This is a genomic window from Pseudoalteromonas sp. S4741, assembly GCF_005886135.1.
In the GTDB taxonomy this organism is placed as follows: domain Bacteria; phylum Pseudomonadota; class Gammaproteobacteria; order Enterobacterales; family Alteromonadaceae; genus Pseudoalteromonas; species Pseudoalteromonas tetraodonis.
Genome location: NZ_PNCN01000062.1, coordinates 57838 through 77252, shown reverse-complemented (window position 1 = coordinate 77252; position 19415 = coordinate 57838). Strand labels below are relative to the sequence as shown.

The window sequence follows — 19415 nt, the reverse complement described above, 5'->3', positions numbered from 1 at the left end:
AATGAGACTTTCAGATACACATATTAAAGAATACTTAAACGATGGGCGCATTGTTATCGAGCCCGCGCCAACGAGTGAAATGATTTCAGGGGTTACCGCTGATCTTCGCTTAGGTAATAAGTTTAGAACATTTCATGCCCATAATGCCGCTTATGTTGATTTAAGTGGTCCAAAAGATCAGCTTAATAAAGCGTTAGAATCAATCATGAGCGACGAAATTGTATTAGCTGAAGGCGAAGCGTTTTTTCTACATCCTGGCGAGCTTGCGTTGGCAATAACCTATGAAAAAGTAACCCTACCTGCAGACATTGTTGGTTGGTTAGACGGGCGTTCATCGCTGGCACGTTTAGGTTTAATGGTGCATGTTACAGCACACAGAATCGATCCTGGTTGGAGTGGTAATATTGTTTTAGAGTTTTATAACTCGGGTAAGCTGCCGCTTGCGCTCAGACCTATGATGAAAATTGGCGCAATGAGTTTTGAAACACTTACCGGTCCGTGTGAAAGCCCTTATAACACCCGCATTGATGCAAAATATAAAGATCAGAATAGTGCGGTAGCAAGTCGTATCAGTGACGATAAATAACTGAGCTAAACAATAGCTTATTTTTCTAGTTGATGAAGCGCATAACCTAATAGTTGAAAATAATGGTTAAGCGCTTCATTGGCGTGTAACGTTTGCTTTAGCTCAGGATAAATTAAGTTATTATTACTCAAACCGCCGACTAAAAAACTGTTTTTGATTGTTTGATGCTCGTTGATACAGGCTTCAAAACACCGAGCAGCAAGCTCCTCTGGCATACTCATATACTGCTGATTATGCGCTTTATCAAACGCAATGCATTTATTTACAAATTCATTGGCATTTTCACCGCTTTGCTCTAAAAACACCTGTTTATAAAATTGATTAAGTGCATCATTAAGTGGATGGCTTAAGTCGGGAGAGTGTGATAACCATAACTTAGAAGCGAAACCAAAGCGGGTTTTTGATTTAAACAAATGCTTACTAATATGATGATCAAAAGCATGAAACCATTCATGGGCTAAAGCGCCACCGCCTGCATTTTTAGCCAGTGCTAAGGTTTGGTCATACGCATTATAATGTGCTTGCACGCCTTTTTGTCCACCGTGACCAAAAGCGAAATTAAGTTTGCCACGCAGGCCAATGGCAGTGGGTGGTAAATGCAAAATCTGCGCTAAATCAGCCAGCGCATCATAAATTAAGTTGGCACTAATAAAGCGCTCTTCTTTAGTAACCCATTTACCAACCACCATAGAACGAAAACCAAAAGTGGTTCTTATATCATTAAAATCGACTTGATCGTCAAAACGATAGTCGGGGCCTTGGCGAGAAAATCCGCGTTTTAATCGAGATGTGGTATTACGCATCGGTTATTTTATTTCAGCTCATACATTACAAGTAACGTGCTTTTACGTGAGCGGGCATGTGTTGGGTTTGTTTTTTTATTAATTCCTCTAATAAACCATACAAGGGCGCAGGGCTTAGTGCTTCTATGAGCCATAAACTATGTGCTACTGCTTCTAGTGTCGATAAACTATCTGCTCTAGGGGCTTTACGAATAGCATAACGGTTGGTGGGAATATGGCTAAAGCTTACCGTTTTAAACTGTTGTAATAACGGGGTTAATTGCAAAATTTTAAAGGCTTTATTCCATGTACCATCAATCACAATTAAATGCGTAATCTCTGGAAGGTTTTCTTTACTATTCGGTCGGTCTAATTTTACGGCGTGCTCGCTTGGGTAGAGTAATACGCTCGATTCAATAGGCAGGTTCTGTAAACAGGCGAAGTCTTGATTATTTTCGCCTTTAATAATTTTACAGTGGGTTAAACCTAAAGCTAATAGCTGCGCCGTATTTTTGCTAACTTTTGCTTCATTGGGGTGCTGCAAAATAATAACCTGAGTTTGGTTAGTAACACGGGTAATTGCGCTGCAAATACAAGTGCTTAGCGAAAAGTTACACTGTTTACAAAGAGGACGTGCCATAGAATACACTATTTCGTTGGTACATTTGCCGTAATTATACATTTTTGCACTAATAAAGTTGGTTTTTTTTGTGCTTAGATATAGAGTAAGAGATAAGAAGAAAATCGATGGACCGTATTGAAGGGCATGAATATGACAGAGATCAATATTGACGAATCCGCTTTAGAAAGTATGGAATCGCTATTAGGTGAACAATTTCCAGATACGCTGGAGTTTTGTTGTGCGGAATTTGAGCGATTGGGGAACGAAGCAATTGCTGCGCTTGGGCAAGATAAAGAGGCTGCTATTCGCCACTCTCATAGCCTTAAATCAAACGCCGCTCAATTTGGTGCGGCAAGTTTAGCCGAAGTTGCTCGTTTAATTGAATATAATTTAAATAACGGGAATGACGAGCAGGCTGTTAATGCAGCCGATGGATTAATGGCGCAAGTTACTGGTTCACAAGCAAAACTAAATGCATGGTTAGCTGGGCGCTAAACGCGTTTCAATAGTAATAAAAAAGAGTGTTAACGTGAATTTTTTTCAGTTTTAAGCGCTTAATTTTCCTAGTAATTCACGGCTTTACTGCGTTAGTCTAATGGCTAACTTGCTCTTTAGAGGTAACAATGTCAGAAATAAAAAAGAGTCATAAATTAGACGGCGTCTGTTATGACATCCGAGGTCCCGTTTTAGTGCAAGCTAAAAAAATGGAGGATGAGGGCCAAAAGGTATTAAAGCTTAATATAGGTAACCCCGCCGCATTTGGCTTTGATATGCCTGAAGATATGCATCGCGATATCATCCGTAATTTATATTCAGCTCAAGGATACTGTGACTCTAAAGGTCTTTATTCTGCGCGTGTTGCTATTTATCAGCACTACCAACAGCGTGGCTTACACAATTTAGACGTTGATAATATTTACATTGGCAACGGTGTGAGTGAGCTTATCCAAATGGTTACTCAAGCACTGTTGAATAATGATGATGAAGTGTTAATTCCCGCTCCAGATTATCCGCTTTGGACAGCCTCGGTAAAATTAGCAGGTGGTAATCCGGTTCACTACTTGTGTGATGAAGAGCAAGATTGGTTTCCTGACATTGATGATATTAAGAGTAAAATCACCTCTAAAACCAAAGCATTGGTGCTAATTAATCCTAACAACCCAACCGGGGCTGTGTACAGTGACGCTTTACTTGAAGAATTGATCAATATTGCTCGAGAGCACAAGCTTTTGCTGTTAAGCGATGAAATATACGAGAAAATTCTATACGACGGTGTTACCCATACTTCTATTGGTTCATTATGCGATGATCTCCCTATCATCACCTTTAATGGCTTAGCTAAAACATACCGTGCTGCTGGGCTTAGAATGGGCTGGATGGTGTTAAGTGGTCGCACCGCATTAATGACAGATTTAATTAAAGGCTTAGATATTCTTGCCTCAATGCGTCTTTGTGCCAATGTGCCCGCACAATATGCAATTCAGCAAGCATTGGGTGGCGTTCAGTCAATTGATAGCTTAATTGACCCCGGTGGGCGTTTATATGTGCAACGTGATATTGCTTGGCGCGGCTTAAATGCGATTGATGGAATTAGTTGTAAAAAGCCTAAAGGGGCGCTTTATGCTTTCCCTAAAGTGGATACCGCTAAATTCAATATTAAAAGCGATGAACAAATGATGTTTGATTTGTTAAAAGCAGAAAAAATATTGTTAGTACATGGGCGCGCCTTTAACTGGCCAGAGCCTGATCATTTTAGATTGGTGTTTTTACCTAATAAAGATGATTTATCGAGTGCAATGATGAAAATGCAGCGTTTTTTCAAAGATTACCGACAAGAATAAAGAAAAAAACGAGCCAAGTGGCTCGTTTTTTCGTTAATGCACTAAGGTAAATGGTCGTGTTTCAAAGCATGCAATAGGGCACTGCATACGTTGCCTTGGGATACCTGCTTCCATAAAGACGTGGCCTTGCACAGTAAACCCATTATTTTTGAATCGTTCTACTTCGTTTAAAATACAATTAATACTGATTGCTTCAATACCTTGCTCCGCTGCTAATTTAACAATGAAATTAAGCAGTGACTTATAAACATTGCGGTTGCGATGCTGCGGCAATACGGCGATTCTACCAATTAAACCATCATTACATAATCGACCTGTGGCAACAGGTGAGTGCATATTATCGGTGACCAGAATATGTTGAGCGAGTGCATCTAAGTTATCAAACTCAATACGTTTAGGAATATGTAACTCATATACAAACACTCGCTCCCTTATATGTTGCAGTTGACTTTTTTCACTTTGCCAATCAACTTTGTCAACGGTATAAACCATGACCTCCTCCTAGCTAAACCAAATACCCTCATTAACCAGTGTAGTAAAAGTTTCGATAAAATCTAGGCTAGGTGTGGTTGCATTAAGCACGCTACTATCAAATTCAATAAAATCAGTAAGCTGTTTTACCGCTTCTAAATCAGATAAGGGTAAAGCGTAGTTTTCGCCATTGATACTTAGAAGTAACTCTGTATCCATACATTGATAAATAGCACGTGTGCCCCCTAAACGCTCAAATGTTACTTGGTTTTCAAGCAGTTGTTGTATTTGTTCGACACTAAATGGGTCTTCTTCAGGGGCTAAGTCCATATCATGCTTAGGTTGGCTAAGGGTATTACCTAACCAGTGTTTAAATAAACTCTCGTCTTCTAGCAATGCTTGCATTAACGTTTTTACTTTATCGACTTCGCTTTGTGTTAGCTCACCTTTAGAATCACGCAGGGCGAGGGTATGGTCGGTATACCTTTTTTGGCCGCTTTCTGTGTCGATAATATGATCAGCAAAACTTGAAAGTAAATCTTGTTGATTAGGTGCTCTAAAACCGACTGAATAGTTAAGTGCATTCTCAACCGCATAGCCTTCATGAGGACAACCGGGTGGTATATATAAAATATCACCGGGCTCCAAAATACAATCAATTACTGCACTAAAAGCTTCAACTTGCAGTAATGTTTTATTTTGAGCAAACTGTTTTAGTGTTGGGTCGGGTAATCCTACCCGCCAATGGCGCTTACCTTCACCTTGAATAATAAATACATCGTATTGGTCTAGGTGTGGGCCAACACCGCCACCGGGGGTTGAGTAGCTGATCATCAAATCATCTATTCGCCAATTAGGTATAAAACGAAAAGGTTCAAGTAACTGAGCAGCCTCTGGATGCCAATGATCCACTGCTTGCACGAGTAGTGTCGAGTGCTGATCAGTGAGTATTTCAAAATCGTCAAATGGTCCCTGATGCGATTGCCATTGTTGATTGTGGTTAGTAATAATACGCGATTCTATGCTGTCTTCCATAGCAAGGCCTGCGAGTTCATTCGCATCAAGTGGATCTTGAAAATCTTTAAAACCAGCTTTGATCAACAGTGGTTTTTTTTGCCAATATTGACTTAAAAACGCTTGCTCTGATAATTCATTTATTTTTAATTGATACATAGAATGCCTATAACGTTAAGACCTAAATGAAAAAAGCGAAAGGCAGGTACCTTTCGCTTTTTATTAGTAGATTTGAGTGATTAAACTAAATCATCAATAAACTCAACAGCGCGACCAATGTAGTTAGCCGGCGTTAGTTTTTTCATTTCAATTTTTGCAGCTTCTGGTAGGTCTAAACCATCGATGAAATCAGCCATAATTTCTTGATTTACACGTTTACCACGGGTTAAATCTTTTAGCTTTTCATATGGTTTTTCAATACCGTATTTACGCATAACGGTTTGAATTGGTTCAGCAAGCAGCTCCCAGTTTTGGTCAAGCTCATCTGCTAAACGTTGCTCGTTTACTTCAAGTTTGCTTACACCTTTAAGGGTTGATTGGTATGCAATTACCGCATAACCCATACCTACACCTAAGTTACGTAATACGGTTGAGTCAGTTAAATCACGTTGCCAGCGAGACACAGGTAGTTTTTGTGCTAAATGACCAAAGATAGCATTGGCTAAGCCTAAATTACCTTCTGAGTTTTCAAAATCAATCGGGTTCACTTTGTGTGGCATAGTTGATGAGCCAATTTCACCGGCAATGGTTTTTTGCTTAAAGTGATTAAGTGCAATGTAGCCCCACATGTCGCGGTCAAAATCGAGCAAAATGGTATTAAAGCGTGCAATTGCATCAAAAAGCTCTGCTATGTAATCATGCGGTTCAATTTGCGTGGTAAACGGGTTGAGTGTTAAACCTAGGCTAGTTACAAACTTATCGGCGTGGGTATGCCAATCGTAGTCAGGGTACGCACTTAGATGTGCATTGTAGTTACCCACAGCACCGTTTACTTTACCTAGCATTTCTACTTGTGCAATTTGGTCACGTTGACGCTTTAAACGCATGTAAACATTTGCAAACTCTTTACCCATAGTCGAAGGCGTTGCAGGCTGTCCATGTGTACGAGTCATCATTGGAATGGCTTTGTACTCAATTGCTTTTTCTTTAATGGCGCTTAATAACTCATCACAATAAGGTAAAACGACGTGGTTACGCGCTTCACTTAACATTAAACCATGAGATAGGTTATTAATATCTTCAGAAGTACAGGCAAAGTGAATAAATTCGTTAATTGCGTGTAGCTCAGCATTATCAGCTACTTTTTCTTTTAGTAAATACTCTACGGCTTTAACATCATGGTTTGTCGTGCGTTCGATGTCTTTAACTCGCTGAGCATCAGCTTCACAGAAGTTATCTACAATTGCATTCAACAGCGCATTTGCTTCGTCGCTAAAAGCGGGGACTTCTTTAATCTCGCTTGCTGCAGCTAACGCTTGCAACCAACGCACTTCAACGGTTACGCGGTATTTGATTAATCCAAATTCGCTAAAAATACTGCGTAGTTCAGTGGTTTTGCTGCCGTAGCGACCATCAACCGGAGAGATAGCCGTTAACGCTGAAAGCTCCATAATAACTCCTAAATTTTAGTTTGAACGATAATTAAATTTTTGTTTTAGCTATGGCGAGAATTTTTCTTTTCGCAAAAAAGAAATGACGACGTTTGCCGCCCATTTGTCGCCATAATACTGCACTGCGAATTCCGGCTAAAAGTAATGCGCGGATTTTATTTTGCGTGAGCTGCTGTTTTAATAACTCGGGTTTACCATAAACCTGAATTCGGTGCCCAAGGGGGCTTAGCACCGACGAGTATATATCTGCTAAACCGGCGACAACACTGTCATCGGTAATAGCAAAATGATCTAAACGACGATGAATATCATCAATACGTTTACCTAATTCATTGAGGCTTTTACTGTTAGCACTAAGCGCACGCTCTAACTGCATTAAACCACCCACATATTTGACTATTTCTACATCTTTTTGAGCACCGGCACTCAATTGTGCCATCAATGTTTTATAGCCGTCACGTAAGTTATGTTCACCTTGATAAACATCTTCTGGGGAAGCTGGCGAGGTTTGCACAATACTTGATAATAAAATCGATAAATCTTGTTCATCAACGCGACCATATTGAGCAACCTTCTGAACTTGCTTAGCCACTTGACACATGGCTGCAAGCGCCATGACTTGATGTTGATTCATTATTTGATCACCGAGTCAATAATACCACCACCTAAACACACTTCATTAGCGTAAAATACGGCAGATTGTCCTGGTGTTACCGCTTTTTGTGGCTCATCAAATAATACGCGTGCCATACCATCTTCACCGACTAACAAGGTACAGCTTAGGTCTTCTTGACGGTAGCGTGTTTTTACGGTGCAACGAGTAGTACCTTGAGGACCAACACGATCTACCCAGTGTAATTGGTTGGCATTTAGGCCATTACTGTAAAGGCGAGGGTGATTTTTACCTTGGCCCACAATCAATACATTGCGTTCAACATCTTTGTCTACAACATACCAAGGTTCGCCTGAGCCTTCTTTCATACCACCAATTAACAAGCCTTTGCGCTGACCTAAGGTGTGGTACATCAACCCTTCATGTTCACCAACGTTGTTACCATCTGTGTCTTCAATAACACCAGGTTGAGCAGGTAAGAATTTTTGTAAGAAATCTTTAAATTTACGCTCACCGATAAAACAAATACCAGTACTGTCTTTTTTATCGTGGGTAATTAAATCTTGCTCTTCAGCAATACGGCGCACTTCTGGCTTGGCAATATCTCCGACAGGGAACAGCGTTTGCGCGATGTGTTCATGACTCAATGTGTACAAAAAGTAGCTTTGATCTTTATTATCATCTAGGCCACGGCACATAACATATTTATCATCTCTGAGCTCACGACGCACGTAGTGGCCCGTTGCTATAAAGTCAGCACCAAGTGCTTGAGCCGCAAATTCTAAAAAGGCTTTAAATTTAATTTCTTTGTTACACATTATGTCTGGGTTAGGTGTGCGACCAGCTTTGTACTCTGCTAAAAAGTATTCGAATACGTTGTCCCAGTATTCCGCTGCAAAGTTAACGGTATGAAGTTCAATACCTAATTTGTCACAGACAGCTTGGGCATCTTTTAAATCTTCAGCGGCAGCGCAATATTCATCATTGTCATCTTCTTCCCAGTTCTTCATAAACAAGCCTTCTACTTGGTAGCCTTGTTGTTTTAATAAATATGCAGATACAGAAGAATCAACACCGCCGGACATACCAACGATGACTTTAATGTGACTATTTTCGCTCATGAATAATTTCGCTTATACAGATTACTGTTAACTTGGAAAGGCCGCGATTATAGCATGTATTTTGTAAGTGCTTAAAGAGAGGAAGGGCTATTGAATAGATTTTGTTGCTTTTTTTTATGTTGGTTAGGGATGATTTACTCTTTGTTAGTCGATTTTTACTTAGCCGATTTGATTACACATTTTGCGGTGATATTATAGCCCCTTTGTTTGAACACATTTTAATTTGCAAAGAACAACAGGTCCTAGATGTCAGGCCATTAAATTATAAACACTCATTTAAGTTATAAATGATGAGTAAATGTTATTTATTTAAGGTGTTAGTACTGTTTATAGAAAATCAAAGAATATATTTATTATTGTTCATTAACAAACCTTTACAACCAAATGATTATGCAATACCTTTAGATGAGTTTAAATTGAATAAACACTCAAATAAGTATTTATAATATAGTCAATGGAATGAATATATGAATTATGCTTCTCAAGCACAAAAGGTAAAATCTTACGTTGTTGAGTTATCAACAAAGGTACAACGCGATGATTGCTTAGTAGCAGAACAATTACCACATAACGTTAAAGAATCAGCTTACCAACTGTTTTATCAAACCATTAGGGTTCCTCGTCCTTACCGCTTTGAAGAACCCAACCCTATTTCAGCGCTATTTAGACTCATTGAACATTCTTTAGACTTTATTAATCCCTTTCAACAAGTCATTTTAAAGCAGCTAGAAAAGTGGTGGTTAGAATGGCATTTTGTTGCCACTATGAATGCTTCTCTTGAAATGAAACACGTTGAACAGCAGCGTTTTGTTAGTAGTGCAACTGAACATCCAATGCGAAAACATGAGCTGAGCCATTATGCAAAATTATTTACTATTTTGCCTTTGCCCGTGTGTAATGTTTGTATGGTAACCGGCGATATTTTAAAGCTTAATCAACGCTTTGTAGATGTATTTGGCTATACAATTGATGATATCCCTAATTTAAAACAGTGGTGGAAGGTCGCGTATCCTGAGCCTAGTTATAGAGAGTCTGCTCAAACGATGTGGGGTGAGTCTTTAGCGCAGGCAAATAAAAATAATGACGATATTCCTGCTAATGACTATCAAATTGTATGTAAAGATGGTTCGAAAGTGATAATGCAAGTGTCAGGTATTAGTGTAGAAAGTGAATTTATTGCTGTATTTAACGATGCGACGGAGCGTTTGAAAACCCAAGAGATACTCAGCGATATGGCCTTTTTAGACTCATTGACTAAAATTGCCAACAGACGCCGTTTTGACGAAAAATTACATGCTGAATTTAAAAAACTGATAAAAGTAAATACTCAACTTTCTATGATCATTATTGATATAGATAATTTCAAAAAATTTAATGATAGGTATGGTCATATTGCAGGGGATAAGTGTTTACGTAGCGTAGCGCAAAAGCTAGCAGAAACAGTCAGTCGTCCTGAGGACTTTGTAGCGCGCTATGGCGGAGAAGAGTTTGTTGTTTTACTCCCACAAACAGATAATCAAGGTGCACTCTTTATTGCAGAACAAATACAAAAATCTATTGAAGATTTAGCGATAGCTCATGAAGATAGTTTTACTGGCTTTCTCTCTGTGAGTATGGGAGTTCATACGGTAAAACATGGCGAAAAAACTAACCATGTCGATTTTTTTAAAGCAACGGATAGTGCGCTGTATTATGCAAAAAGGCAGGGCAGAAATTGTATTGCCTTAGGAAGGCATGAATAACACAGCATGTTTAACCTTTGCTTTTAATACCAGATAAGCAAAGGCTAACGTAAAGTATTAACTGTTGGTTGGTGGCCCACTGATTTTATATTGACCTGTTTCAATTCCATCGAGTGTGTATTTACCAATACTATAGCGAATTAACCGTAACGTTGGGTGGCCAATGTGTGCGGTCATTCGTCGAACTTGACGGTTCTTCCCCTCGTTTATAGTGATACTCAACCAAGATGTTGGAATTGATTTACGTTCTCTCACTGGGGGAGTGCGTGGCCAAAGCGCTGGTTCATCGATTAACTTTACCTGTGCAGGTAAGGTTAATCCATCTTTGAGTTCGACCCCTTGACTGAGCGCATCAATAGATGCTTCTTTAGGCACCCCCTCAACTTGTACCCAGTACGTTTTGTTGGTTTTTTTACCAGGAGCGGTTAAGGTATTTTGTAATTTTCCGCAATTGGTCAATAATAACAAGCCTTCACTGTCTCTGTCTAAGCGACCCGCAGCATAAACATCTTTAATAGGAATAAAATTAGCCAGTGTTTGTCTATTTTGCTCGTCTGTGAATTGGCAAAGGACATCATAAGGTTTGTTAAATAAAATAACTTTTTTATCGCTTTGGGCTATCTGCGGCTTAATTGCTCTTTTTATCGGGCTCTTTTTTACAGCACTGCGCGAATATGTACGACCTGTATTGCGTTTACTTGTTGAAGATGACGTGTTTGTAGCTTTGTGTTTCATTAAATACACCGTGCAGGTTTAGGTAAGCCCGCAATTTTAGTGGCTTGTTTGGCCGGTCCCTTCGGAAAAAGCTTATACAGGTACATGCTATTACCTTTATCCTCACCGAGCGCTTTAGCCATCGCTTTGACTAACATTCTAATGGCTGGACTGGTGTTGTATTCTAGATAAAATGCGCGCACAAAGTTAACAACTTCCCAATGCTGCTCGGTTAATATAATGCTTTCATGTTGTGCAATAACATCGGCTAACTCTTTTGACCAATCAGTATGATCTAGCAGGTAACCTTGCTTATCTGTGTCTATTGTTTGATTATTAAATTCCAGCATAAATCACCAAGTAATTGATTGTTTAGATGATAAACTTAGGGTAACGAACTCATCATAGCTAATCGCTTTATCATTCAAATTTAAAGAGATACCACGCGCCGCTGCATCGTCCTTTAAAATATAAAGCGAATCGGCAAATTGTCTGTATTGCCCTTTAGCAAAACAGGCATCACCCACTAATAAAACCGAGTCTGTTAGCATAATCAGATTATCGAGACTGTTTGCACTGTAGTAATTCAGTGGTTTTGAAAATATATGTAAAGTGCTCATAGCGTTACCACGTGCTGCTGATTTTGAATTAACTGTTTTTGGGCATTAAAGTTAACGGTTTTTACTTCAATAAGTAGCTCATTTTTACTTAAACCGTAGTCAATGAGTGACTTCTCACACACGTAGATATTGTCAACATCATATATTTCTAGGGTTTTAATATTTTTAAAAAAATCTTTAAGCCCCAAACTATTCGGGCTTTGATTTTTTTTAAGAGCTAACACCGCAGGACCGCTAAACAACCAACTTATATTTTGATCAACTGCGGCAAAAATAAGCGTCATATCGAGTGCATCGCGAATATGCATGTCATCAAATGGACTTGATTGACTAATAACGAGTACATTAATCATTTAAATTGTATCCATTTATCTGCTTCACTGGCTAACATAGCAAATTCAGCGAGGCCTGCTACAGCGAATACACCAGTATTTTGCATATCTAAGCCACGCTTTTCAGCTGCGGTAACGCACAGCATTAAATTAATATTTTTGTCGGCTAGCTGCTGCCAAAGTGAGGATAAATTGAGCTCATCTGAGGCAAGCTCAAAATGAGTAGAAGCATGATAGATACCATCTTGGTATAAAAATATTGCATCAACACTATGCCCTTGTGCTAAACAGGCGTGAGCAAATTTAACAATTCGCTGTGTGGTATCGTGATCCGATGGTGGAGTATGTAAAGAAAGTACAAAGCGTGCCAAAACTATTCCAATAAAAAAGCCCCAATAAAGGGGCTATTTTAACAGAACTATTTAATTAGTCATTATTTGCGCCAAGTAACGCAAGTAAAGACGTAAATAAGTTGTACACACTCAGGTATAAAGAAACCGTTGCGCGGATATAATTCGTTTCGCCGCCATTGATGATTCTGCTCGTATCGAACAAAATTAGGCCAGACATGATTAGTACCACAGCTGCGTTTAGTACCATAAACATTAAAGAGCTACCTAGGAAAATATTTACAATACTTGCCACGATAACCACAATTAAGCCCACAGTTAAAAAACCACCCATGAACGAGAAATCTTTTTTAGTGTTAAGTGCATAAGCAGATAAACCAAAGAAGATTAACGCCGTAGAACCTAGCGCTTGCATAATTAGCATAGGGCCATTAGGTAATTGTGCATAGTGATTAAGGAGTGGGCCTAAACCAGCGCCCATTAATCCTGTAAACGCAAACACCCAAAATACACCAGATGCTGTGTCGGCTTTTTTGTTTACAACAAAAAGAAGGCCAAACGAAACCAGAGTGAACACTAGTCCCATGAAATAAGGTAATTGCAGTGCCATTGAAATGCCGGCGGTGACGGCACTAAATGCAAGTGTCATTGCAAGTAGAAAATAAGTGTTTTTAAGCACTTTGTTTGTTTCAATGGTCGACATTACCGGCTTTGCAGTATTGTACGATTGATTAAATGCCATTGTAGAGCTCCTGTAAGTGAAACTAAGTAGTTCCTGTAATTTAACTAAAATTAGATTACCAACTCTTATATGTTTGGGCAAACCTTTGTAGATCAATAGACAACTAAATTTAAATAAAAGTTCACTCGGCGTATAGGAATCGCCCTTTTTGCTTTATGTTTAAACAAATTAGTTGTTTTTTAATCACTTGAACAAATAATTGAAAAAAAAGCTTCACAAAGCCCATGGGTTTCCCTATTATTCAGGCCGTGCGGAGAGATGGCAGAGTGGTCGAATGCACCGGTCTTGAAAACCGGCAGGGGTTTATAGCCCCTCTAGGGTTCAAATCCCTATCTCTCCACCACCTTATTAAAATAACTATGAGTACTCTCTTACTTGTAGTTTATGCACTTTCGGAGAGATGGCAGAGTGGTCGAATGCACCGGTCTTGAAAACCGGCAGGGGTTTATAGCCCCTCTAGGGTTCAAATCCCTATCTCTCCACCATTATATTAAAGCCCGCTTATTAGCGGGCTTTTTTGTGTCTAATTTTCGCTATACCTAACCTCAAAACCAAGTATATTTAGTTAAAAAATACGACCATAGTCTCTATTTATAAGCTACAGCTCTTAGGGCATGCTAAGAAATAAGATTTATGCTTGTGTATTTAAGGTTCTTACTATGAAACATCAACTTGCTAAAAGCGTCGCACTTTCATTATTATCTCCTGTTATTATCGGCAGTATGCTAGGAATATATTACGCATTGACTATGCGTGGTGACGCGGTGTCTATCTTTTTAGGGCTATTGATGACGGCCATTGCTAATGCCCACATAGTAGGGTTAACGATGGCTGCGTTTGTGGTGCCAGGCTACTTACTTATGTTTAAGTATTCTAAGGTGAATTATTCTGGGGTATTAACTCTTGGCTTACTGGGTGGCGCTATTTTTAGCTATCTGCTTAGTGCGACTACTGGCGAGATATTTTTAATCAATAGTGTGATGTCGGGATTTGCTGCAGGACTGTTTTTATTTGGCTTGCGTAAATCGGTACAAAGCTAATTGCAGAATATTTAATCAAGTGTGTCGTAAAACCATGTAATTTCCTTTTTTTTACCCGCAAAAGGTTTCAATTTTTAGTGACAAAGAGTACCTTTAGCTACTGTATGTTTAATAAGAAGTAGTTTGGTATGCAAAAGCACGATTTTTACCAGTCATTAGTTAAGCAAACTGAATCGCTGATAGGCGGTGAATCAAACATAATTGCCAATATGGCAAATATTAGCGCGCTGTTATTTACTTCTTTAGAAGATGTGAATTGGGCGGGCTTTTATTTTATGGATTCACCGACAGAATTGGTACTTGGTCCATTTCAAGGCAATCCAGCTTGTATTCGTATTCCGGTAGGGAAAGGGGTATGTGGCACTGCTGCGGCAACCGAGCAAACCCAGTTAATTTCAGATGTGCATGCGTTTGACGGTCATATAGCCTGTGATGCGGCGTCAAATTCTGAGATAGTTGTACCTATCATGAAAAACGGCCGTGTATTTGCGGTACTTGATATAGATAGCCCAAGTATTGGCCGATTTGATACTGATGACCAAGCAGGGCTTGAAGCACTTGTAAAATGCTTAGAGGCTAGCCTGTAATGAAAGATTTGCTAAATGTTCAAGATTACCTATTCGCCGTTCAAGATGTAGGTGATTGGGAAGGTGAAGAAGAACATGTAGCGGAAACGCTCAATGATTTGATTCACATGGCCTGGGATCGTCTACCTGATGATTTAGACTGTGATTCAATTGATGAAATTATAAATGGTATTTGGGAACATTTACGTGGTGATATGGCTGTGATTGAAACTGACTTTGAAGAGTTAGTTGATTGGAGCATCCACTATGTTGATTCTGCCCTTGATGAAAAGATGTGATTAAATAGGTTCTAAAATGGAAACCACAAACAAGCTAAAAGATATTAATGAAGTATTGGAGTTCTTATACCAAGAATTTCCACAATGTTTTAAACAAAAAGAAGGCATTCAGCCGCTTAAAGTAGGTATCTTTAAAGATATCGCTGAGCGTATTGAAGGGTCTGAAAAAGTTAGTAAAACACAAGTACGCCAAGCACTTAGAAAATACACATCTAACTGGCGCTATCTTGAAGCGGTTACTAAATCTGAGTTCCGTATTGATCTTGACGGAAATCAAGGCGAGAAAGTTGAGCAAGAGCATATCGACCACGCACAAAAAGCGTTGGAAGAAAGCCGTGCTAAAATGGCAAAGCGCAAAAAGCAGCAACGCCCACGTCAAGACTCAGATGCAAAATCTTTTAAGAAGAAGCCAGCGCATTCAGCTAAAAATCCATCAGCTGCAGCAAAACCTGCCAAAGCCGCTGCGCCTAAGCGTTCAGGAAAAGTTGAACCTTTACCTGCAGGCGAGGTCAAGGTTAATAACAAGGTTAAAGTTAAACTTGGCCAAGCACTTGTTAATGCAGTAATCACTGAAGTAAACAAAGACGATGTTCACGTTGAACTAGTGACAGGTATGCAAGTAAAAACCAAAGCCGACAGCTTATACATTATTTAAGTTGCGAAAAAAATTAAGGAGTTGTGTATGAGTAAAAAGTTTACGCTCATTCCGTTAGTTGCTGCGCTGTTTTCAGGTTCGTTATTTGCTGCAGTAGAGCCGGTAACATTAGAAGACTTACCCTTGTTAAAACAAGAAAGTCAGCACGGTACAGCCAGCAAACGAGTGGCTAATCTATTTACTCGTTCACATTACACACCCGTTCGATTTAATGATGAGCTTTCGAGTAAAGTATTTGATCGTTACATCGAGTCCCTTGATTTTAATAAAAGCGTGTTTTTAAAAAGCGATGTAGACTCATTTGAGCAATATCGTAACCGTTTTGATAACGCGCTTCTTAGCGGCCAGTTAGGGTTTACGTTTGATATTTTCAACTTAAGCCTTAAACGCCGTTTTGAACGTTATGAATTTTCACTGTCGCTACTTGAAAACGAAATGACGTTTGACGAAGAAGATGAATATTTTTATGACCGCGAAGATGCACCGTGGGCAACTACCCAAGCTGAGCTTGATGAAATTTGGCGCGAACGGGTAAAATATGATGCACTGCGTTTAAAAATGACTGGCAAAGATTGGCCAGGCATTAAAGAGGTGTTGACTAAGCGCTATAAAAACGCAGAAAAACGCCTTGTTCAGTCAAAATCTGAAGACGCATTTCAAATTGTAATGAACTCGCTAGCACGCAGTATTGAAGCGCATACTTCATACTTGTCACCTCGTCGTGCTGAACAATTTAAAATGGACATGGACTTAGAGCTTGAGGGGATTGGCGCAGTATTAACGCCTGATGAAGACTACACGGTTATTCGTAGTCTAGTTCCAGGAGGCCCTGCAGACAAATCTGAGCAGATTAAAGCCGATGATCGCATTATTGGTGTGGCTCAAGAGGGCGAAGAGTTTGTTGATGTTATTGGTTGGCGTTTAGATGACGTGGTTGATCTTATAAAAGGCCCTAAAGGCACTAAAGTACGTTTACAATATTTAAAGGGTGCAGATGCTCACGGTACGCCAAAGGTAGTTGAGATAACCCGTGATAAAATTCGTCTGGAAGACCGAGCAGCAAAATCAGAAGTATTTGAAGCCAGCTATTCAGATCTGACTAGTAAAATAGGGGTAATCGAAATCCCTGGCTTTTACAACAACCTTTCTAAAGATGTAAAAGTAGAACTTGCTAAATTAAAAGAGCAAAAAGTTGACGGTATTATTATAGACCTACGTCAAAATGGCGGTGGTTCGCTATATGAAGCGACGCAATTGTCAGGCTTGTTTTTTGATCAAGGCCCAGTGGTACAAATTCATACATTAAATAATCGCATTGAAGAGCAAAAAGACCGTGATGGCATTACCTATTACGATGGCCCACTGACGGTACTTGTTGATAGATACAGCGCGTCTGCATCTGAAATATTTGCAGCGGCAATGCAAGACTATGGCCGCGCAGTTATCATAGGTGAACAAACCTTTGGTAAAGGCACTGTGCAGCAGCATAAAGGCCTCGCACGCGCTTATGATTTATACGATAACCCGCTAGGCAGTGTGCAATACACCATTGCTAAGTTTTACCGTATAAATGGCGGCAGTACGCAGCATAAAGGTGTGATCCCAGATATTACGTTCCCATCTGCCATTGACCCAGCTGAGTGGGGCGAAAGCAAACAAGACAATGCATTGCCATGGGATAGCATAGTAAAAGCACAGTATAAACAAATAGGGCGTTTAGATCCGGTCATCAGTCATCTTGAAAAACAACATGATGAGCGAATTAAAACAGAGCCTGAATTTAATTATGTGTTTGAAGATATTACCCGTTACAACGAAGAAAAAGATCGTAAAACGATTTCTTTAGTTGAGAAAAAACGTATTAAAGAAAAAGAAGAAAATGAGGCACGTGCATTAGCTCGTACTAACGAGCGTTTAAAACGTTTAGGTAAAGAGCCAGTAGAAAACCTTGACGATGTACCAGAGGTGATTGAAAAGCTCGACCCATTCCTTGAAGAAGCGGCACTAATAACGCAAGATTATATTAGATACGGTCGTATGGCTAAGCGCTAATTAAGGCTTTGCTCGTTAAAAAAAAGGCGCTTAGGCGCCTTTTTTACTATCGATAATTTGCTAAATTGTTATAATCGCGGATTACCAAAAGTTGAGCTAGATCAACACTGCTCAATAAATGCGCGTACGTGCTAATAAAAATAATCAACATGCATCGAATGTGTGTAGGAGTCTATATTTTGAAGCCCATTGAAGAAAAACCACTTAAAAGTGCCACACTTTTTGATGCACTCATTCCAATTGCTGTATTAATTTGTTTGTTAGGTGCCGCCGTGTACTTATTTGGCGATGATTCATCATCAGGCCCGAATCAAATTGCATTACTGTTTGCAACTTTTGCTGCAGCACTGATTGGTTTAAAAAATGGCTACACATGGAAAAAATTAGAAGATGCAATGATTGAGGGAATTACCTTATCTCTTAGCGCTATTTTAATTTTACTCATGGTGGGGGCACTTATCGGAACATGGTTATTATCAGGAACGGTTCCGACCTTAATTTATTACGGCTTACAAATTATCAACCCTAGCTGGTTTTACGCCGCGAGTTGTTTAATTTGTGGCATTGTAGCAATGAGTATTGGTAGTTCGTGGACCACGGCAGCGACCATAGGTGTCGCATTACTTGGCGTTGCTTCTGGACTTGGCCTAGAGCCGACAGTTACCGCCGGTGCAGTTATATCAGGCGCTTACTTTGGCGACAAGCTTAGCCCATTGTCAGAAACAACCAATTTAGCACCGGCTGTTGCTGGCGCTGATTTATTTGAACACATTCACCATATGTTATGGACAACTGTTCCAAGCTTTGTGATTGCATTAATCATTTTTGTATTTATGGGCTTCAATGCGACCGCGGCAGGCGAGTCGGGTCAAATTGATGAAATAACATCAATTCTTCAACAAAACTTTAATATTGGTTTAGAAATGTTGGTGCCTTTAATTGTGTTACTAGTCTTAGCAATAAGAAAAATGCCAGCGTTTCCGGCTATTTCTATTGGCGCTGTAATAGGGGCTGTATGGGCATTGTTATTTCAATCTGATTTAATTGCTAACCAAATAGATATGACTCAAGGCGAGTTTGTTGGTTACTTTAAACTGGTTTGGACCACCTTTTTTGACGGTTTTACTATTAGTACCGGTGATGAAAAAATGGACTCTTTGCTCAGTGGCGGTGGCATGTCAGGCATGCTAACAACCACATGGTTGATCATGACGGCACTTATGTTTGGTGCGATTATGGAAAAAACGGGTCTACTTGATATATTTGTTAAAAGTATTCTTAAAATCGCAAAAAGTACCGGTTCATTAATTGCTTCAACTATTGCTACCTGTATTGGTACCAATATTATCGCAGCCGATCAGTATATTGCTATTGTTGTACCCGGGCGTATGTTTAAAGAAGAATATAAAAAGCGCGGGTTAAAGCCGGTTAATTTGTCACGCACACTAGAAGATGGTGGCACAATTACCAGCCCGCTCATACCATGGAATACCTGTGGTGCGTATATGCAAAGTGTCCTATTAATCAATCCGTTTGATTATGCACTTTATGCATTTTTCAACCTTATAAATCCTTTCTTAGCCGTTATTTATGCTTACTTAGGTATTAAGATACTGCGTATCAAGCCTAAGCAAACGGCTTAA

23 protein-coding genes and 2 tRNA genes are annotated in these 19415 nt (G+C 39.5%); 12 read left to right on the top strand and 13 right to left on the bottom strand.

The features are described 5' to 3' along the window. The first annotated feature begins 1 nt into the window (after position 1). On the top strand, positions 2 to 586 hold the full coding sequence (dcd, locus tag CWC30_RS10325; RefSeq protein WP_013465052.1) for a dCTP deaminase: 585 nt from the start codon (positions 2 to 4) through the stop codon (positions 584 to 586). Between the two features lie 17 nt (positions 587 to 603). Here dcd and CWC30_RS10320 read toward each other — a convergent pair whose 3' ends face one another. Next, the gene (locus CWC30_RS10320; protein WP_138627034.1) at positions 604 to 1389 is read right to left on the bottom strand and encodes a CLCA_X family protein; all 786 of its coding nucleotides are present in this window, start codon (positions 1387 to 1389) and stop codon (positions 604 to 606) included. A gap of 25 nt (positions 1390 to 1414) precedes the next feature. Further along, complete coding sequence (locus CWC30_RS10315; protein WP_138627033.1) at positions 1415 to 2008, bottom strand: tRNA-uridine aminocarboxypropyltransferase; 594 nt, start codon at positions 2006 to 2008, stop codon at positions 1415 to 1417. Between the two features lie 132 nt (positions 2009 to 2140). Here CWC30_RS10315 and CWC30_RS10310 point away from each other — a divergent pair, with 132 nt between their 5' ends. Both CWC30_RS10310 and CWC30_RS10305 read left to right on the top strand, forming a co-directional pair. Then, entirely contained in the window at positions 2141 to 2485 is a 345-nt protein-coding gene (locus CWC30_RS10310) for an Hpt domain-containing protein (RefSeq protein WP_013465049.1), read from the top strand. Between the two features lie 128 nt (positions 2486 to 2613). After that, positions 2614 to 3831: a pyridoxal phosphate-dependent aminotransferase gene (locus CWC30_RS10305; protein WP_016900382.1), complete on the top strand. Its 1218-nt coding sequence runs from the start codon at positions 2614 to 2616 to the stop codon at positions 3829 to 3831. Positions 3832 to 3864: 33 nt separating this feature from the next. Here CWC30_RS10305 and CWC30_RS10300 read toward each other — a convergent pair whose 3' ends face one another. The 5 genes from CWC30_RS10300 to mnmA all read right to left on the bottom strand — a co-directional run bounded on the left by CWC30_RS10300 (position 3865) and on the right by mnmA (position 8660). Continuing rightward, complete coding sequence (locus tag CWC30_RS10300) at positions 3865 to 4323, bottom strand: GNAT family N-acetyltransferase (protein WP_013465047.1); 459 nt, start codon at positions 4321 to 4323, stop codon at positions 3865 to 3867. Between the two features lie 9 nt (positions 4324 to 4332). Then, complete coding sequence (locus CWC30_RS10295) at positions 4333 to 5475, bottom strand: ribosomal protein uL16 3-hydroxylase (RefSeq protein ID WP_028835166.1); 1143 nt, start codon at positions 5473 to 5475, stop codon at positions 4333 to 4335. An 80-nt stretch (positions 5476 to 5555) separates the two neighbouring features. Next, positions 5556 to 6926 (bottom strand): adenylosuccinate lyase, encoded by a 1371-nt coding sequence (gene purB, locus CWC30_RS10290; RefSeq protein WP_138627032.1) that lies wholly within the window; start codon positions 6924 to 6926, stop codon positions 5556 to 5558. Positions 6927 to 6957: 31 nt separating this feature from the next. Then, positions 6958 to 7560: a high frequency lysogenization protein HflD gene (gene hflD, locus CWC30_RS10285; RefSeq protein ID WP_096038467.1), complete on the bottom strand. Its 603-nt coding sequence runs from the start codon at positions 7558 to 7560 to the stop codon at positions 6958 to 6960. Beyond that, positions 7560 to 8660: a tRNA 2-thiouridine(34) synthase MnmA gene (mnmA, locus tag CWC30_RS10280; protein WP_008113585.1), complete on the bottom strand. Its 1101-nt coding sequence runs from the start codon at positions 8658 to 8660 to the stop codon at positions 7560 to 7562. Before mnmA ends, hflD begins: the two co-directional genes overlap by 1 nt. 467 nt (positions 8661 to 9127) lie before the next feature. On the opposite strand from mnmA, the gene CWC30_RS10275 reads away from it, so the two are divergent. Beyond that, positions 9128 to 10402, top strand: a complete 1275-nt coding sequence (locus CWC30_RS10275; protein WP_138627031.1) for a sensor domain-containing diguanylate cyclase — start codon at positions 9128 to 9130, stop codon at positions 10400 to 10402. Positions 10403 to 10459: 57 nt separating this feature from the next. On the opposite strand, the gene CWC30_RS10270 is transcribed toward CWC30_RS10275, so the two are convergent. Genes CWC30_RS10270 through CWC30_RS10245 form a run of 6 tightly spaced genes read right to left on the bottom strand, consistent with a single transcriptional unit; the run spans position 10460 to position 13160 of the window. Then, on the bottom strand, positions 10460 to 11137 hold the full coding sequence (locus CWC30_RS10270) for a pseudouridine synthase (protein ID WP_138627030.1): 678 nt from the start codon (positions 11135 to 11137) through the stop codon (positions 10460 to 10462). Continuing rightward, the gene (locus CWC30_RS10265) at positions 11137 to 11466 is read right to left on the bottom strand and encodes a TusE/DsrC/DsvC family sulfur relay protein (RefSeq protein ID WP_008112024.1); all 330 of its coding nucleotides are present in this window, start codon (positions 11464 to 11466) and stop codon (positions 11137 to 11139) included. Before CWC30_RS10265 ends, CWC30_RS10270 begins: the two co-directional genes overlap by 1 nt. A 3-nt stretch (positions 11467 to 11469) precedes the next feature. Then, positions 11470 to 11736: a DsrH/TusB family sulfur metabolism protein gene (locus tag CWC30_RS10260; protein ID WP_028835169.1), complete on the bottom strand. Its 267-nt coding sequence runs from the start codon at positions 11734 to 11736 to the stop codon at positions 11470 to 11472. Beyond that, complete coding sequence (tusC, locus tag CWC30_RS10255; RefSeq protein ID WP_008112028.1) at positions 11733 to 12089, bottom strand: sulfurtransferase complex subunit TusC; 357 nt, start codon at positions 12087 to 12089, stop codon at positions 11733 to 11735. Before tusC ends, CWC30_RS10260 begins: the two co-directional genes overlap by 4 nt. Beyond that, the gene (gene tusD / locus CWC30_RS10250) at positions 12086 to 12439 is read right to left on the bottom strand and encodes a sulfurtransferase complex subunit TusD (RefSeq protein WP_036954613.1); all 354 of its coding nucleotides are present in this window, start codon (positions 12437 to 12439) and stop codon (positions 12086 to 12088) included. Before tusD ends, tusC begins: the two co-directional genes overlap by 4 nt. Before the next feature lie 55 nt (positions 12440 to 12494). Further along, on the bottom strand, positions 12495 to 13160 hold the full coding sequence (locus tag CWC30_RS10245; protein WP_008112034.1) for a Bax inhibitor-1/YccA family protein: 666 nt from the start codon (positions 13158 to 13160) through the stop codon (positions 12495 to 12497). Between the two features lie 252 nt (positions 13161 to 13412). On the opposite strand from CWC30_RS10245, the gene CWC30_RS10240 reads away from it, so the two are divergent. From CWC30_RS10240 to nhaC, 8 genes are all read left to right on the top strand, one after another. Continuing rightward, positions 13413 to 13503, top strand: a tRNA-Ser gene (locus tag CWC30_RS10240). 51 nt (positions 13504 to 13554) lie between these two features. Then, positions 13555 to 13645: transfer RNA gene (locus CWC30_RS10235), tRNA-Ser, on the top strand. Positions 13646 to 13819: 174 nt separating this feature from the next. Beyond that, positions 13820 to 14200 carry a hypothetical protein gene (locus CWC30_RS10230; protein WP_008112036.1) on the top strand — a complete coding sequence of 127 codons (381 nt, stop codon included), beginning with the start codon at positions 13820 to 13822 and terminating at the stop codon, positions 14198 to 14200. A gap of 128 nt (positions 14201 to 14328) precedes the next feature. Beyond that, entirely contained in the window at positions 14329 to 14787 is a 459-nt protein-coding gene (gene msrC / locus CWC30_RS10225; protein ID WP_008112037.1) for a free L-methionine (R)-S-oxide reductase MsrC, read from the top strand. Next, on the top strand, positions 14787 to 15065 hold the full coding sequence (locus CWC30_RS10220) for a hypothetical protein (RefSeq protein WP_008112039.1): 279 nt from the start codon (positions 14787 to 14789) through the stop codon (positions 15063 to 15065). Before msrC ends, CWC30_RS10220 begins: the two co-directional genes overlap by 1 nt. A gap of 16 nt (positions 15066 to 15081) precedes the next feature. Continuing rightward, a complete protein-coding gene (gene proQ / locus CWC30_RS10215; protein ID WP_008112041.1) occupies positions 15082 to 15720 on the top strand; it encodes an RNA chaperone ProQ in 639 nt (212 codons plus the stop codon). A 27-nt stretch (positions 15721 to 15747) separates the two neighbouring features. Further along, on the top strand, positions 15748 to 17772 hold the full coding sequence (gene prc, locus CWC30_RS10210) for a carboxy terminal-processing peptidase (protein ID WP_016900379.1): 2025 nt from the start codon (positions 15748 to 15750) through the stop codon (positions 17770 to 17772). A 158-nt stretch (positions 17773 to 17930) separates the two neighbouring features. After that, positions 17931 to 19415, top strand: a complete 1485-nt coding sequence (gene nhaC / locus CWC30_RS10205) for a Na+/H+ antiporter NhaC (protein WP_016900378.1) — start codon at positions 17931 to 17933, stop codon at positions 19413 to 19415.